Below are 16,957 nucleotides of genomic sequence, written 5' to 3'. Positions count from 1 at the left end.
GATTATGTTACTTGCGGACAGTCATATCACTATGGTAGTCGGAGTTGACGTCCATGTGACGACAGCTCCCCCCTTCAATCCCATCCACCCTTACATAGGTATGGTGATGGACCCCGCCGACTACATACCGTTCCTTGGCACGAACGTAAGCGTGAACGGGCTGAAGCGCGGCGTTTCGGACACCGGTGGCATGATTATCCCCCTGGCGCATATCCCGCTTGCCGGGCCTTTCGCCATGGCCTCCATGATTGGCCACGAGAGCATGAACTTCTTCGCCTCGCAGACCGTGTTCTGCGACGGCAGCCGCATGAGTCCGAAGGGTCACATGGTGATGACGTGCAACGACGTGGGCATACCGCTGTCTGCATCATTCAGTAAAAAAGGGAAAAAGACCAAACTTATACCGAGCCTTTTCGCCCCGACCTCCTTTTCCCTTCCTGTTCCCACAGGCAAGCCCGTCATGGTAGGCGGTCCCTATGTCCCCGACTGGGGCGGAATGCTGACGGGACTTGCGGCGAGCATAGGGTTCAGTTCCCTGATGAAATGCGCACGGAACAAGATAAGAAAATTCAACCTGAAAAGACAAATAACCAAAGGGCCTAACAAGCTAAGTCGATTCTTGTGTAAATTAGGCTTTGAGCCGGTGAACCTTGTCAACGGCGCAGTGGTTTACGAGGGTACGGACTTCGGCTTCCCGTCACCGCTTCCGCTGGAATGGACCCGGGCATGGTACTCCGATTCGGAGTACGAGGGCTGGCTGGGCCATGGCGTACACTGCTGCTATGACCGCACGGTGGAAAGTTTCGAGGACGAGGGCGTGACGATGCTCCGCATGGAGGACGGCCGTGCCGTCGCTTTCCCGCCGATAGCACCGGGCGGCGAGTTCTACATGCGCACGGAACGCACGACGCTGCGCCGCACCGAAAAAGGCTACGAGGCATACAGCCATGACAGCCTGCTCACATACCGCTTCGACATGCGGGACGGCGGCGCATGGCGCATGACGCGCATAGAAAACCCCGACGGGCTTCATATACAGCTCCGTTTCAGCAACGGCAGGTTCTCCGGAGTGAGCGACCCTGCCGGACGCACGGTACGCGCCGCCACCGACACGAAGGGACGCGTCACGAGCCTGTCGTTCGTCACCGGCAAGGGAGAAGAGCGTCTGGTGTCGTACACCTACGACGAATCCGGCAACATGACGGGCATCACCGACGCCATGGACAAGACCACGGAGATGTCGTATAGCGGCCACCTGATGACGGAGAAGACTGACCGCAACGGCGACACCTACCGCTGGGAATACGACAGCAAGGGACGGTGCGTCCATACCTACGGCACGGACGGCATGATGGAGGGGCGCATCGAGTACCACCCGTCCGAAGGCTACAACCTCGTGACCGACTCCACGGGCGGCACGACCACTTACCGCTATACGCCCGACCAGCTTGTGACCTCCGAGATTGACCCGCTCGGCAACGAGACGCGCCACAGCTACACGGACTTCATGGAGCCTTACCGCACCATCGACCCCGAGGGCGGCGTCACGGGCTACAGTTACGACAATGACGGCAACCTCACCGGCGTCACGTACCCCGACGGCAGCGGCGAGATGTACATATACGACGACAAGGGACGGCTGAGCATCCACGTGGACCGTGAGGGCAACAAGACCGTCCGCCTGTACGACACGGAGCGTCCGCACCTTGTCAGCCGCTTCATAGACCGTGACGGCGGCATCACGGAGTTCACCTACGACAGCCACGGCCAGCCCGTGGGCGTCGGCAAGGGAGACCGCCGCTCCGAACTGTCCTACGACGGCTCGCTGAACCTCGTGTCATGGCACGAGGACGGAAGACTGCTCGGCGGCTGGAAGCATGATGTCAGGGGCAGGCTCATCGAGCGAAGCTCTCCCGGCAACCGCACGGAGTTCTACGTGTATGACGCCCTGGACCGCCTGCGGCGCATAGACGCCCGTGACGGTAACGTCATACATCTCGGCTATGACAGCTACGACAGCATCACGGAGGCTCGTGACGCGCGACGCCATGTCCGCATGGGCTACAACTCCGTGGGGAGCATGACATGGCGCGAGGAAGGCGGGAACAGGGTGAGCTTCCGCTACGACGGGATGGACCGCCTGCGCGAGGTGGTCAACGAGGCCGGTGCCGGGTATGTCTTCAGGCGCGACCTTGCGGGCAACATATCGTCGGAAAAGGACTACGGCGGCATAGAACGCATATACCACAGGGACGGTTGCGGACGTGTGACACGCATAGATCGTCCCGGGGGGCGCAGCACCGCCTACACATACGACACCATGGGACGCGTGCTCGCAGCCGAGTACCACGACGGCACGAAAGAGGAATACGGCTACGACAGGAACGGGCTGATGGCCACCGCCGACAACGGTGAGGCGCGCATGGTGTTCGAACGCGACCCGATGGGGCGTGTGACAAGGGAAACGATGGGGCTTCCCGGAGGCGACAGGTTCATGGAGGTCATGTCGGTGGAGTCGGAATACAACGCATACGGCGAGCGTATCCGTGTGGGAAGCTCACTCGGAGCCGACACGGAACTGTCATACGACAGGCTCGGGCTTGTCGGCGGGATAAAAGCCACCGTCGGGAAACCGGAAGCGGATGAAGCGTCCGCATACGGCGACGCCGGAGGGGACGTCCGGCCATGGGAAAGCACCATAGGCAGGGACGATGCCGGGCGTGAGGTGGAGCGTTTCGCAACAGGAGGGATAAGGATCACCACGGACTACAACGACATGGGGCTTGTCCGCTCGCGCCACGTGCGTTCGGGCAACCGCCACACGGGTTGGAGAAGCTACCGCTGGGACGTGGGCGCGAGGCTGATGTCGATGCGCGGCAACCTGTCACCGGAGCCGGTCATCTTCGACTACGACTCGATGTGCAACCTCGTCAGGGGCGACTACTCCATGTATGAGAGCGTCTTCCGCACCCCCGACAAGGTGGGCAACCTGTACCGTGAGGACGGATGCAAGGGGCGCGAGTATGACCGTGGCGGACGTTTGCTGTGGGACGGCGAGTACCATTACCGCTACGACTGCGAGGGCAACCTCGTACACAAGAGCCGCAGGGATGTGTCTGTTCCGGAAAACGGGCATACCGGAAAGAAAGGATGGCTCGGTATGCTGTTCTCTGCGGACGATGTGGATATCGATAACGGCAACAAGGAAACCACTCCGTTCGCCTGCTGGCAGCCGGGTGACACCTGCTACGAGTGGCAGGCCAACAGTATGCTTGCCGGGGTGAGGACTCCCGACGGCAGGACGGTAACGTTCGGCTATGACGCCCTCGGCAGACGGGTGTCAAAGAGGACGGGCGACACCGTACACCGTTTCGGCTGGGACGGCAACGTGGTGCTGCACGAATGGGATACCGACGAAGCCCTGAGACCGAGGCTCGTCACGGACGAGACCGGGCGCGAGGAATACGACGGAACGGAGAAGCCGGAGGGCCTTGTGACATGGGTATATGACGGAACGTCGTTCACGCCTGTGGCGAAGGTCACGGACGGGGAACGCTACACGATAGTGCATGACTACCTGGGTACGCCGACGCAGGCATACGACAGCAAGGGAGAGCTTGTCTGGGAGATGCTGCTGGATGTGTACGGAGAGGTGAAGGAATGCCACGGAGACCGAACGCTCGTGCCGTTCCGCTATCAGGGACAGTACGAGGATGAAGAAACGGGATTGTACTACAATCGGTTCCGCTATTACTCCCCGCAAATGGGTATGTATATCTCCTCCGACCCTATCGGGCTTGCTGGAAACAATCCTACACTCTATGGATATGTTGAAGATGTCAATAGCTACTTAGACCTGTTCGGATTAGAAAAATGCGCTTTAAGTGCGAGTGATATGAAAAAAATGGGACCTGCTCCTAAAAATATGTATAATCCGCATAGGCATCATATTGTAAGAGAACATGCTCCCTCTAATTGGTCTGCTGACGCAAGGAAATGGATAACTGACTCTCAAGATATAATAGCAGAAGTCGGAATAGATTTAAATTCTTCTATTGAAAATTTTGTTTGGGCTTCCAATGGATTAGGCAATCATTCTAAAAAAGCAGCTAAAACAGTATATGATGAATTATCCAAAGTAAGAGGAAACCCTGAAGCCATAAAAGAGACATTAGGTTCACTTGGAGAGATCTTCTCTGGAACTGGTTTTAAATAAAATAAAAAGACATGAATGAATTGTATCAAAAAATTGAGAAATACATAACACAAGGTAATAGTATTGCTTTGGAAAAAATTTTGCGAGAAAATAGCACATTGAATTTAAATGATGGAGAATTGTATAATTTAAATCCACCGCTATATCGAGCTGCAAAATTGGGCTTATATGATATTTGTAAAATTCTTATTGATTATGGCGCTGATGTCAATTATACAAAAGATCATATATTCTATCCTTTAGAAGGTGCCGCATCTTCTAATAATATTGATATTGTAAAATTATTATTAGACAATAATGCAGATGTAAATGGATACGATTTAGTAAAACTTTCTGCAATTGGAACAGCTTGCACAAAAGGGCATTATGATATGATGGCGTATCTTGTTGAGTGTGGAGCAGATATAAATAGATTAAATATCGGATTATATCTGAGTCCGTTGGATTTAGCTATAATATGGAAACATGAACATCTATTTAACTATCTAATTGAAAATGGAGCATTATCAAATGTAAATAGGGATTATGATTGGACTTCAGAAAATGGGGGAGGAATATCCGCCCACATAGATTACTATATTGGAAGAGTAATACCAAATCGCTTCAATATTTTGTCAAATGGGACATTTAATAGAATTGCAATAACAAATAGTAACAGCAACGTACTCTTATATACCATAGGTAATTATAGGTATAGCAATCCATCAACAGAATTTATAATGATTTTACCATTAGGTTGGAATCCATATTCAAGAATTGCACCTTCAAATTTACCTTATTTGATTATGGAATGGTTGTCTCTATGGTTACAAAATGGTCGTATTTTTTTCGATGGAGAATTTATTCCTCTTGATAAAATATGTGATAATACACAATTGGAGTATTCGGGTTTTCATGTTGTTGAATATAATTACACAACATTAGAATGTGATAAAAATGACAATTCAGTTACATTGTTTACTCTAATTCCTCAAAAAAAGAAAAAAAATTCTCATTACGAACTTACATCTGTACTCTTAGAAAAATTGAAGAAAAAAAAATGGAAAACATTGGAATGGACATCTCTTCCAATATTATAATTGGATGAATCATGTTACTCGCGGACAGTCATATCACTATGGTAGTCGGAGTTGACGTTCATGTGACGACAGCTCCCCCTTTCAATCCCATCCACCCCTACATAGGTATGGTGATGGACCCCGCCGACTACATACCGTTCCTCGGCACGAACGTGAGCGTGAACGGGCTGAAGCGCGGCGTCTCGGACACGGGCGGCATGATTATCCCCCTGATGCACATCCCGCTTGCCGGACCTTTCGCCATGGCTTCGATGATCGGGCACGAGAGCATGAACTTCTTCGCCTCGCAGACCGTGTTCTGCGACGGCAGCCGCATGAGTCCGAAGGGTCACATGGTGATGACGTGCAACGACGTGGGCATACCGCTGTCTGCATCATTCAGTAAAAAAGGGAAAAAGACCAAACTTATACCGAGCCTTTTCGCCCCGACCTCCTTTTCCCTTCCTGTTCCCACAGGCAAGCCCGTCATGGTAGGCGGTCCCTATGTCCCCGACTGGGGCGGAATGCTGACGGGACTCGCGGCGAGCATAGGGTTCAGCTCCCTGATGAAGCTCGGAGGCAAGGGACTTGGCAAGGCACTAAAGACATTCAACCACAAAGTTCTTAAGAATACCAACATACAGAAGCGTTTCCCCTCGACGAAGAAGCTGAGCGCATACTTGTGCAGGAACGGCTTCGAGCCTGTGAACCTCGTTAACGGAGTTGTGGTTTACGAGGGCACGGACTTCGGCTTCCCGTCACCGCTTCCGCTGGAATGGACCCGGGCATGGTACTCCGATTCGGAGTACGAGGGCTGGCTGGGCCATGGCGTACACTGCTGCTATGACCGCACGGTGGAAAGTTTCGAGGACGAGGGCGTGACGATGCTCCGCATGGAGGACGGCCGTGCCGTCGCTTTCCCGCCGATAGCACCGGGCGGCGAGTTCTACATGCGCACGGAACGCACGACGCTGCGCCGCACCGAAAAAGGCTACGAGGCATACAGCCATGACAGCCTGCTCACATACCGCTTCGACATGCGGGACGGCGGCGCATGGCGCATGACGCGCATAGAAAACCCCGACGGGCTTCATATACAGCTCCGTTTCAGCAACGGCAGGTTCTCCGGAGTGAGCGACCCCGCCGGACGCACGGTACACGCCGCCACCGACACGAAGGGACGCGTCACGAGCCTGTCGTTCGTCACCGGCAAGGGAGAAGAGCGTCTGGTGTCGTACACCTACGACGAATCCGGCAACATGACGGGCATCACCGACGCCATGGACAAGACCACGGAGATGTCGTATAGCGGCCACCTGATGACGGAGAAGACCGACCGCAACGGCGACACCTACCGCTGGGAATACGACAGCAAGGGACGGTGCGTCCATACCTACGGCACGGACGGCATGATGGAGGGACGTATCGAGTACCACCCGTCCGAAGGCTACAACCTCGTGACCGACTCCACGGGCGGCACGACCACCTACCGATATACTCCCGACCAGCTTGTGACCTCCGAGATCGACCCGCTCGGCAACGAGACGCGCCACAGCTACACGGACTTCATGGAGCCTTACCGCACCATCGACCCCGAGGGCGGCGTCACGGGCTACAGTTACGACAATGACGGCAACCTCACCGGTGTCACATACCCCGACGGCAGCGGCGAGATGTACATATACGACGACAAGGGACGGCTGAGCATCCACGTGGACCGTGAGGGCGGCAAGACCGTCCGCCTGTACGACACGGAGCGTCCGCACCTTGTCAGCCGCTTCATAGACCGTGACGGCGGCGTCACGGAGTTCACCTACGACAGCCACGGCCAGCCCGTGGGCGTCGGCAAGGGATACCGCCGCTCCGAACTGTCCTACGACGGCTCGCTGAACCTCGTGTCATGGCACGAGGACGGAAGGCTGCTCGGCGGCTGGAAGCATGATGCCAGGGGCAGGCTCATCGAGCGAAGCTCTCCCGGCAACCGCACGGAGTTCTACGTGTATGACGCCCTGGACCGCCTGCGGCGCATAGACGCCCGTGACGGTAACGTCATACACCTCGGCTACGACAGCTATGACAGCATCACGGAGGCGCGTGACGCGCGACGCCATGTCCGCATGGGCTACAACTCCGTGGGAAGCATGACATGGCGCGAGGAAGGCGGGAACAGGGTGAGCTTCCGCTACGACGGGATGGACCGCCTGCGCGAGGTGGTCAACGAGGCCGGTGCCGGGTATGTCTTCAGGCGCGACCTTGCGGGCAACATATCGTCGGAAAAGGACTACGGCGGCATAGAGCGCATATACCACAGGGACGGTTGCGGACGTGTGACACGCATAGATCGTCCCGGGGGGCGCAGCACCGCCTACACATACGACACCATGGGACGCGTGCTCGCAGCCGAGTACCACGACGGCACGAAAGAGGAATACGGCTACGACAGGAACGGGCTGATGGCCACCGCCGACAACGGTGAGGCGCGCATGGTGTTCGAACGCGACCCGATGGGGCGTGTGACAAAGGAGACGATGGGGCTTCCCGGAGGTGACAGGTTCATGGAGGTCATGTCGGTGGAGTCGGAATACAACGCATACGGCGAGCGCACCCGTGTGGGAAGCTCACTGGGAGCCGACACGGAGCTGTCATATGACAGGCTCGGACTTGTCGAAAGGATAAAGGCCACCGTCGGGAAACCGGAAGCGGATGAAGCGTCCGCATACGGCGACGCCGGAGGGGACGTCCGGCCATGGGAAAGCACCATAGGCAGGGACGATGCCGGGCGTGAGGTGGAGCGTTTCGCAACAGGAGGGATAAGGATCACCACGGACTACAACGACATGGGGCTTGTCCGCTCGCGCCACGTGCGTTCGGGTAACCGCCACACGGGTTGGAGAAGCTACCGCTGGGACGTGGGCGCGAGGCTGATGTCGATGCGCGGCAACCTGTCACCGGAGCCGGTCATCTTCGACTACGACTCGATGTGCAACCTCGTCAGGGGCGACTACTCCATGCACGAGAGCGTCTTCCGCACCCCCGACAAGGTGGGCAACCTGTACCGGGAGGACGGATGCAAGGGGCGCGAGTATGACCGTGGCGGACGTCTGCTGTGGGACGGAGAGTACCATTACCGCTACGACTGCGAGGGCAACCTCGTACACAAGAGCCGCAGGGATGTGTCCGTTCCGGAAAACGGGAATACCGGAAAGAAGGGATGGCTCGGTATGCTGTTCTCTGCGGATGATGCCGACAACAAGGGCAACAGCCGTGAGACCGACCCGTTCGCCTGCTGGCAGCCGGGTGACACCTGCTACGAGTGGCAGGCCAACGGTATGCTTGCCGGGGTGAGGACTCCCGACGGCAGGACGGTAACGTTCGGCTATGACGCCCTCGGCAGACGGGTGTCAAAAAGGACTGGCGACACCGTGCACCGTTTCGGATGGGACGGCAACGTGGTGCTGCACGAATGGGACACCGACGAAGCCCTGAGACCGAGGCTCGTCACGGACGAGACCGGGCGCGAGGAATACGACGGCACGGAGAAGCCGGACAACCTCGTTACATGGGTGTATGACGGAACATCGTTCACGCCTGTGGCGAAGGTCACGGGCGGGGAACGCTACACGATAGTGCATGACTACCTGGGTACACCGACGCAGGCATACGACAGCAAGGGAGAGCTTGTCTGGGAGATGCTGCTGGATGTGTACGGCAAGGTGAAGGAATGCCATGGGGACCGAACGCTCGTACCGTTCCGCTATCAGGGACAGTACGAGGATGGAGAAACAGGACTGTATTACAACAGGTTCAGGTACTACTCTCCGGGTATGGGGATGTATATTTCTTCTGATCCCATTGGATTGGCAGGAAATAATCCTACTCTCTATGGGTATGTCGAAGATGTCAATATATGGCTTGATTCGTGGGGATTAACAAAATATGTTGTATATCAAGCACCAGAGTTAGATAGTGTGGGAAATCCAACGGGGAATATATATACAGGAAGAACAAGAGGTTCTGATGAAATGTCCACACAACAAATTTTAAATAAAAGAAAATCTAATCATCATAGAAATTTGGGAGAACTGGTACCTGTTTTTGAAACTAATAGTTATGAAGCCGTAAGAGGTGGAGAACATTATTATATAACTGAAACTCGTAAATCAGGAAAAGCGGCGGATCAAATTAATGGTATTGCAAATAGGAACTTTGGTAAGAATGGTAAGAAGCTTAAAGGTGATATATATATGGATGCCTTTTATTCTGAAAATCCATCTTTAAGACCTAATTCTTGTAATTAAATATTGTAGTAATTAAAATGTTATAATATAATATGATGAAAAAGTCAGAATACGGAAATATATATGAGATATTATTGTCTAATAATACTTATGTGTACGTATGTTTAATCGAAGAAAACAGCTTTGGTATTTTTAATTATATTTCAAAAGAACCTGCTCAATTAAATCATCTATTATCTTTAGGATTTAAAACATATAAAGCATGTAAAGAGACTGCTATTAGAAGAAAAATATGGAGATTGGTAGGTCACATTGATTTGGATAAAGAAAATATCAAATTACCAGATTTAGTTATATTTCAAAGTTGGAATAAATCACTTAGTTTACAACAGTCGAAAATTATGAGACATGGTAATTTGACAACAATTTCTAATGATGAATATTTATCTTTACTACGCCAAGGATACATCTATGGTTTTTTCGAAAATAACAATAAGTTTGAACAATGGATATTAGATAATATTAATGAATATCCAAACAATCAGGACATATTGCCAATATAAATATTTGCTGTTCAAAGGAAATTCTTTTTTTGTAAAATCATGTTACTCGCGGACAGTCATATCACTATGGTAGTCGGGGTTGACGTCCATGTGACGACAGCTCCCCCCTTCAATCCCATCCACCCTTACATAGGTATGGTGATGGACCCCGCCGACTACATACCGTTCCTCGGCACGAACGTGAGCGTGAACGGGCTGAAGCGCGGCGTCTCGGACACGGGCGGCATGATTATCCCCCTGATGCACATCCCGCTTGCCGGACCTTTCGCCATGGCTTCGATGATCGGGCACGAGAGCATGAACTTCTTCGCCTCGCAGACCGTGTTCTGCGACGGCAGCCGCATGAGTCCGAAAGGGCACATGGTAATGACGTGCAACGACGTGGGCATACCGCTGTCGGCAGGCATAGGCAAGAACAAGGCCGGAAAGACACGGCTCATACCGAGCCTTTTCGCCCCGACCTCCTTTTCCCCCCCTGTCCCCACGGGCAAGCCCGTCATGGTGGGCGGCCCCTATGTCCCCGACTGGGGCGGAATGCTGACGGGACTCGCGGCGAGCATAGGGTTCAGCTCCCTGATGAAGCTCGGAGGCAAGGGACTTGGCAAGGCACTAAAGACATTCAACCACAAAGTTCTCAAGAATACCGACATACAGAAGCGTTTCCCCTCGACGAAGAAGCTGAGCGCATACTTGTGCAAAAATGGCTTCGAGCCTGTGAACCTCGTTAACGGAATTGTGGTTTACGAGGGCACGGACTTCAGCTTCCCGTCACCGCTTCCGCTGGAATGGAGCCGGGCATGGTACTCCGATTCGGAGTACGAGGGCTGGCTGGGCCATGGCGTACACTGCTGCTATGACCGCACGGTGGAAAGTTTCGAGGACGAGGGCGTGACGATGCTCCGCATGGAGGACGGCCGTGCTGTCGCTTTCCCGCCGATAGCACCGGGCGGCGAGTTCTACATGCGCACGGAACGCACGACGCTGCGCCGCACCGAAAAAGGCTACGAGGCATACAGCCATGACAGCCTGCTCACATACCGTTTCGACATGCGGGACGGCGGTGCGTGGCGCATGACGCGCATAGAAAACCCCGACGGGCTTCATATACAGCTCCGTTTCAGCAACGGCAGGTTCTCCGGAGTGAGCGACCCCGCCGGACGCACGGTACACGCCGCCACCGACACGAAGGGACGCGTCACGAGCCTGTCGTTCGTCACCGGCAAGGGAGAAGAGCGTCTGGTGTCGTACACCTACGACGAATCCGGCAACATGACGGGCATCACCGACGCCATGGACAAGACCACGGAGATGTCGTATAGCGGCCACCTGATGACGGAGAAGACCGACCGCAACGGCGACACCTACCGCTGGGAATACGACAGCAAGGGACGGTGCGTCCATACCTACGGCACGGACGGCATGATGGAGGGACGTATCGAGTACCACCCGTCCGAAGGCTACAACCTCGTGACCGACTCCACGGGCGGCACGACCACCTACCGATATACTCCCGACCAGCTTGTGACCTCCGAGATCGACCCGCTCGGCAACGAGACGCGCCACAGCTACACGGACTTCATGGAGCCTTACCGCACCATCGACCCCGAGGGCGGCGTCACGGGCTACAGTTACGACAATGACGGCAACCTCACCGGTGTCACATACCCCGACGGCAGCGGCGAGATGTACATATACGACGACAAGGGACGGCTGAGCATCCACGTGGACCGTGAGGGCGGCAAGACCGTCCGCCTGTACGACACGGAGCGTCCGCACCTTGTCAGCCGCTTCATAGACCGTGACGGCGGCGTCACGGAGTTCACCTACGACAGCCACGGCCAGCCCGTGGGCGTCGGCAAGGGATACCGCCGCTCCGAACTGTCCTACGACGGCTCGCTGAACCTCGTGTCATGGCACGAGGACGGAAGGCTGCTCGGCGGCTGGAAGCATGATGCCAGGGGCAGGCTCATCGAGCGAAGCTCTCCCGGCAACCGCACGGAGTTCTACGTGTATGACGCCCTGGACCGCCTGCGGCGCATAGACGCCCGTGACGGTAACGTCATACACCTCGGCTACGACAGCTATGACAGCATCACGGAGGCGCGTGACGCGCGACGCCATGTCCGCATGGGCTACAACTCCGTGGGAAGCATGACATGGCGCGAGGAAGGCGGGAACAGGGTGAGCTTCCGCTACGACGGGATGGACCGCCTGCGCGAGGTGGTCAACGAGGCCGGTGCCGGGTATGTCTTCAGGCGCGACCTTGCGGGCAACATATCGTCGGAAAAGGACTACGGCGGCATAGAGCGCATATACCACAGGGACGGTTGCGGACGTGTGACACGCATAGATCGTCCCGGGGGGCGCAGCACCGCCTACACATACGACACCATGGGACGCGTGCTCGCAGCCGAGTACCACGACGGCACGAAAGAGGAATACGGCTACGACAGGAACGGGCTGATGGCCACCGCCGACAACGGTGAGGCGCGCATGGTGTTCGAACGCGACCCGATGGGGCGTGTGACAAAGGAGACGATGGGGCTTCCCGGAGGTGACAGGTTCATGGAGGTCATGTCGGTGGAGTCGGAATACAACGCATACGGCGAGCGCACCCGTGTGGGAAGCTCACTGGGAGCCGACACGGAGCTGTCATATGACAGGCTCGGACTTGTCGAAAGGATAAAGGCCACCGTCGGGAAACCGGAAGCGGATGAAGCGTCCGCATACGGCGACGCCGGAGGGGACGTCCGGCCATGGGAAAGCACCATAGGCAGGGACGATGCCGGGCGTGAGGTGGAGCGTTTCGCAACAGGAGGGATAAGGATCACCACGGACTACAACGACATGGGGCTTGTCCGCTCGCGCCACGTGCGTTCGGGCAACCGCCACACGGGTTGGAGAAGCTACCGCTGGGACGTGGGCGCGAGGCTGATGTCGATGCGCGGCAACCTGTCACCGGAGCCGGTCATCTTCGACTACGACTCGATGTGCAACCTCGTCAGGGGCGACTACTCCATGTATGAGAGCGTCTTCCGCACCCCCGACAAGGTGGGCAACCTGTACCGGGAGGACGGATGCAAGGGGCGCGAGTATGACCGTGGCGGACGGCTGCTGTGGGACGGCGAGTACCATTACCGCTACGACTGCGAGGGCAACCTCGTACACAAGAGCCGCAGGGATGTGTCCGTTCCGGAAAACGGGAATACCGGAAAGAAGGGATGGCTCGGTATGCTGTTCTCTGCGGATGATGCCGACAACAAGGACAACAGCCGTGAGACTGACCCGTTCGTCGTCTGGCAGCCGGGCGACACCTGCTACGAATGGCAGGCCAACGGTATGCTTGCCGGGGTGAGGACTCCCGACGGCAGGACGGTCACGTTCGGCTATGACGCCCTCGGCAGACGGGTGTCAAAGAGGACGGGCGACACCGTACACCGTTTCGGGTGGGACGGCAACGTGGTGCTGCACGAATGGGATACCGACGAAGCCCTGAGACCGAGGCTCGTCACGGACGAGACCGGGCGCGAGGAATACGACGGAATGGAGAAGCCGGCCAACCTCGTTACATGGGTGTATGACGGAACATCGTTCACGCCTGTGGCGAAGGTCACGGACGGGGAACGCTACACGATAGTGCATGATTACCTCGGTACGCCGACGCAGGCATACGACAGCAAGGGAGAACTTGTCTGGGAGATGCTGCTGGACGTGTACGGCAGGGTGGCGGAATGCCATGGGGACCGGATGCTCGTGCCGTTCAGGTATCAGGGACAGTATGAGGATGAAGAAACGGGACTGTATTACAACAGGTTCAGGTACTACTCGCCGGATATGGGGATGTATATTTCTTCTGACCCCATTGGGCTGGCGGGTAACAACCCGACACTCTATGGGTATGTGCAGGATGTGAATACGTGGATGGATCCGTGGGGACTGGATTGCTCTAAGGACGCACAAAAATTACGAGCTAACATGATCGCCGCTGGAAAAGTAGAGCCACCTTATCCCAATGCAGCACACCATATAGTTCTGTCTAATTCAAATGATTGGAGGATGGTTAGTCTTAGAGGTAAAATGGAAGCATTTGGTATAGATATAAATGATGCTGATAATGGTATCTTTTTGCCACGAAGTTCTTCCGTTAAAGAGCAATTTGCCATTGATGAAATAGCTCATAGTAGAGTTCATACAGAACAATATAAACAATCTATTTATGATATCTTAAGTCCGACTAAAAGTGAAGAAGAATTTAGACAAAATTTAAAAAGTATAAGATTCTAATGAAAGAAAACATAAAAATACAACAATTAGAAAAGGATTTTCAAGATTATGAGAAATCCTTTGGGTCTCTATTTAACGAATACATTGAACGTGTAAAACGGACAGTATATTCTAAAGGTTGGTATTATAATATATACCCATTTGAGAACGAAATAGACGGCTTCCGTAAAGGAAGACTCCTCAAAAACAAACCCGCTAAGATAAACAAAATAATGGAATATGGTTTTGACAATGATGGAAGGATTATTTTAGTAATAGAACATATAACGCCAGAAATATGTAACTATTCTTTTGTCAGTTATGTCGACTCTAAAATTACTATATATAAGTATGTTGGAGGAATTCCTCTGTTGCAAAATATTACAATGGTAGTTCTATCTAAAACCGAACTTATTGATGCGTTATATAATTTTGGGAAGTATGGCTATAGAATTGACACTTATTTTTGTAACTCTTCAGATGAGATACTCAATGTACATAGAAAAGCAAAAGAGCACACATCTAATCAATTTATTGAATGCGACTTTCTATTTAAGTACAATGATGGGGAATTAAGCACAATTGAGCAGTCTTACACTAATGGATATAGTAAAATTATTTATAGCATTTAAATGTATTGTATAAATTTTGAAGTTATGAAATGCACGTTCAGAACAAGGAAGTTCCGTCTATAGGTAAATATGTAAGACATTCATAGTGCGTAGGTGTTCGGTGATTCCCCGAACACCTACCATACGTTTGGAGCTATTGTAGTACTTCTGCCCACTCAGGCATCAAGGACAGTATGAGGATGAAGAAATGGGATTGCATTACAATAGGTTCAGGTACTATTCGCAGGATATGGGGATGTACATTTCTTCTGATTCGATTGGACTGGAGGCTAATAATCCTACTCTGTGTGGGTATGTGCAGGATGTAACCCTGAATGAACAAAAATAGAGGTTGTCTCCTGCTGCTTATATATAAGAATTTAAATTACTATAACTGATATGGATAAAATATATACATGGCTACCATTCTATAAAGAACTATCCGAATGGCTACTTGGAAAACAGAATAACCAGCCAGAGCTTATATCTAAGTTAAAAGAAATCGGTATTACCGGTTTTCGAGATGGCACAGAAAAAGGTAAAGAGATTACATTACAAGAAATAGATCCGTTCACATTCTTGGCGTATCTCAATAAATTTCACTCCGATGAAAGGAGGGTTGAAATCTTACAGGATTTAAGGCGTAAGCTACATTTTAAATGTACAGAACCGACAGATGTATCAGGCATCCCGACAACACATCCCATGAAAGTGCATCTATTCCCATGGAAGACAATCAGGGGCAACAATGATATAAATGTATTATGGAAATTGTTCGGACAGGTAAAAGAAGGGAAAGTAGATGAACGACTTTTTCAAACGGCATTGAACATTAAAAGTGTCGGAAAGGGAAAGCTCAGCATTGTTCTGTTCTACGCTAATCCAGAAAAATATGTTCCTTTGGATTCCAACACTTCATCGTATTTAAGAAGCAAGAAACTGGGCTATACTTATGATAGCTTTGCATCATATAATGGGTTGTCAGAAAAAATAGTCAAGACTCTTGGAAAACGTCCGTGGGAGATTTCATACGAGGCATATAATTATACACCGGAGAGTGATTCATCAAGTATTGGTAGCATCCGGACTCTATTCGAGAAACTTGAAGATGAATTAGAGGACGATATGGATTACCATATCTTTTATCGAGGACAGTCAGATAAGAGTTTTGGATTGATTCCCTCCATCTATCGAGAGAAATTCTTAATCCAGAATGAAAATAGAATTTTCAGAGATATTATCGCTCAAAGTCCGGCTGATTTCAAAGGGTGTACATCTACCTTTGAGAAGTTGGTCAAGATGCAGCATTATTCCTTGCCGACACGCCTCTTGGATATTACTACAAATCCTTTGGTAGCTCTGTATTTTGCGTGCGAGAATGATGCCGTTGACGGAAAACTGTTCCGATTCGAAGTTCAAACATCAGATATTAAATATTTCGACAGTGATGCTGTCAGTGTTGTTTCTAATATCGCCAAACGCCCAATAGATTTCAGTATCGAAGATTTGAGAGAACTGGATAGGAATGAGTTCAACTCCGAAGAGGAAATCCAATATCTTCTGCATGAAATTAAGTATGAGAAACCCCATTTTCAGAATGTGATTGACTCAAAGGATATCGAGAGAGTCTTTTGTGTAAAACCGATGTTTGACAATCCTCGTATAATCCGGCAGTCCGGGGCATTTTTCCTTTATGGTATCAATGGCAATAAAAGCCAACCAGCATCACTCAACTTCAGCTACAAAGTGTACATCATCAATAAAGCGCAGAAGCGGAAGATCAGGAAGCAGCTTGAAGCCCTCGGCATAGACAAATCAACGTTGTTCCCAGAAGTCGAACACGTGGCCGAGCATATAAAGGACAAATATCATCTACCTAAATAACCTTTCCCTCATTTTAAAAAAAATAAGCCGAGCTATTACACGGATAGCTCGGCTCTCAACTTGAAAAATTACATCAAGTCTTAATCTCGTGGTATATCTTGAACTTGCAAGTATTTCTCTACTT

The 16,957-nt window shown here is 52.3% G+C and carries 7 protein-coding genes and 1 pseudogene; all 8 read left to right on the top strand.

The genetic code is table 11. From position 1 onward, the window contains the following. Positions 1-4: 4 nt before the first annotated feature. The 8 genes and pseudogenes from K6V21_RS16825 (at position 5) to K6V21_RS16790 (ending at position 16,833) form a co-directional block, all read left to right on the top strand. A complete protein-coding gene (locus tag K6V21_RS16825) occupies positions 5-4,216 on the top strand; it encodes a DUF6531 domain-containing protein (protein ID WP_224319321.1) in 4,212 nt (1,403 codons plus the stop codon). Between the two features lie 11 nt (positions 4,217-4,227). After that, positions 4,228-5,295 carry an ankyrin repeat domain-containing protein gene (locus K6V21_RS16820; protein ID WP_007899833.1) on the top strand — a complete coding sequence of 356 codons (1,068 nt, stop codon included), beginning with the start codon at positions 4,228-4,230 and terminating at the stop codon, positions 5,293-5,295. A gap of 38 nt (positions 5,296-5,333) precedes the next feature. After that, positions 5,334-9,572: a DUF6531 domain-containing protein gene (locus tag K6V21_RS16815; protein ID WP_224319320.1), complete on the top strand. Its 4,239-nt coding sequence runs from the start codon at positions 5,334-5,336 to the stop codon at positions 9,570-9,572. A gap of 32 nt (positions 9,573-9,604) precedes the next feature. Beyond that, positions 9,605-10,075: an Imm26 family immunity protein gene (locus K6V21_RS16810; RefSeq protein ID WP_224319319.1), complete on the top strand. Its 471-nt coding sequence runs from the start codon at positions 9,605-9,607 to the stop codon at positions 10,073-10,075. Between the two features lie 66 nt (positions 10,076-10,141). Next, positions 10,142-14,359, top strand: a complete 4,218-nt coding sequence (locus K6V21_RS16805; RefSeq protein ID WP_224319318.1) for an RHS repeat-associated core domain-containing protein — start codon at positions 10,142-10,144, stop codon at positions 14,357-14,359. After that, entirely contained in the window at positions 14,359-14,970 is a 612-nt protein-coding gene (locus tag K6V21_RS16800; RefSeq protein WP_224319317.1) for a hypothetical protein, read from the top strand. Before K6V21_RS16805 ends, K6V21_RS16800 begins: the two co-directional genes overlap by 1 nt. Before the next feature lie 163 nt (positions 14,971-15,133). After that, positions 15,134-15,298: pseudogene (locus K6V21_RS16795) on the top strand (RHS repeat-associated core domain-containing protein); the annotation flags it as partial. 50 nt (positions 15,299-15,348) lie between these two features. Next, positions 15,349-16,833 (top strand): FRG domain-containing protein, encoded by a 1,485-nt coding sequence (locus K6V21_RS16790; protein ID WP_224319316.1) that lies wholly within the window; start codon positions 15,349-15,351, stop codon positions 16,831-16,833. The last annotated feature ends 124 nt before the right edge of the window (positions 16,834-16,957 follow it).

This window comes from Bacteroides cellulosilyticus (genome assembly GCF_020091405.1).
Lineage (GTDB): Bacteria > Bacteroidota > Bacteroidia > Bacteroidales > Bacteroidaceae > Bacteroides.
This window is presented reverse-complemented; position numbering and strand designations above follow the sequence as displayed.

Coding starts and splice junctions, on each gene's coding strand:
- K6V21_RS16825 (WP_224319321.1), top strand. CDS start 5: ATGTTACTTGCGGACAGTCATATCACTATGGTAGTCGGAGTTGACGTC.
- K6V21_RS16805 (WP_224319318.1), top strand. CDS start 10,142: ATGGTAGTCGGGGTTGACGTCCATGTGACGACAGCTCCCCCCTTCAAT.
- K6V21_RS16820 (WP_007899833.1), top strand. CDS start 4,228: ATGAATGAATTGTATCAAAAAATTGAGAAATACATAACACAAGGTAAT.
- K6V21_RS16790 (WP_224319316.1), top strand. CDS start 15,349: ATGGATAAAATATATACATGGCTACCATTCTATAAAGAACTATCCGAA.
- K6V21_RS16800 (WP_224319317.1), top strand. CDS start 14,359: ATGAAAGAAAACATAAAAATACAACAATTAGAAAAGGATTTTCAAGAT.
- K6V21_RS16810 (WP_224319319.1), top strand. CDS start 9,605: ATGATGAAAAAGTCAGAATACGGAAATATATATGAGATATTATTGTCT.
- K6V21_RS16815 (WP_224319320.1), top strand. CDS start 5,334: ATGGTAGTCGGAGTTGACGTTCATGTGACGACAGCTCCCCCTTTCAAT.